Source organism: Zhenhengia yiwuensis (assembly GCF_014384995.1).
Taxonomy (GTDB): Bacteria; Bacillota; Clostridia; order Lachnospirales; family Cellulosilyticaceae; genus Zhenhengia; species Zhenhengia yiwuensis.
This window is the reverse complement of sequence record NZ_JACRSY010000118.1, coordinates 1-774: the sequence shown is the minus strand read 5'-3', so window position 1 is coordinate 774 and position 774 is coordinate 1. Positions and strand designations below refer to the sequence as shown.

Annotated in this window: 2 protein-coding genes; both read left to right on the top strand. The window is 37.6% G+C overall.

The window, feature by feature from the left end:
- On the top strand, positions 1 to 372 hold a 372-nt coding region (locus tag H8718_RS20330), incomplete at its 5' end, for a phage tail sheath C-terminal domain-containing protein (protein ID WP_283246277.1).
- 10 nt (positions 373 to 382) lie between these two features.
- Positions 383 to 774: phage tail tube protein (locus H8718_RS20325; RefSeq protein ID WP_249334871.1), on the top strand; the 392-nt coding region annotated here is incomplete at its 3' end.

Below are 774 nucleotides of genomic sequence, written 5' to 3'. Positions count from 1 at the left end.
GAGCAAGGTGGAAAAGCAGTTGTCGAGCAAGACATTAATACGCTTACGAGTTTTACTGCAGATAAGGATAAATCCTTTAGAAAAAATCGAGTGATTCGTGTATTAGATGCTATTGGAAACGACATAAATACAATCTTTAGTCAGTATTATCTTGGGAGCACGGATAATCATGCAGATGGTAGAAAACTCTTTAAAGGGGAATGTATTAACTACTTAGATACACTTCAAGGGATTAGTGCTATTCAAAACTTTGATAGTACAAAAGATGTTGAAGTATTACCAGGACAAGAAAGTGATGCAGTCGTAACTAATATCTATGTGCAACCAGTAGATAGCATGGAAAAATTGTATATGACTGTAACGGTAAGATAGGAGGGAGACTATGGGATTTTTTAAAGCAGGTGATACGATTAGTGGGCAAGAGGCTAGAGCTTTCATCACAATTGATGGGAGGGTGGAGCCTCTTTTTTATGCCAAAAATTTAGAAGCTACAGCTAAAAAGAAAAAGACAGAAATCAAGACTTTAGGGCATAGAGGAACACAACATAAGGCCAATGGTTGGAGTGGTGAAGGAAGTATGACAGTGTATTATGCCACATCACTTTTTAGAGAACTTATGATTAAGTATATGAAAACAGGTGTGGACACCTATTTTGATATTCAGGTGACCAATGAGGACCCAACCTCTTCAATTGGTGCACAAACTGTACTACTTAAAGACTGCAACTTAGACAGCGTTGTTTTAGCAAGCTTTGATGTAGATGCAGATGTCCT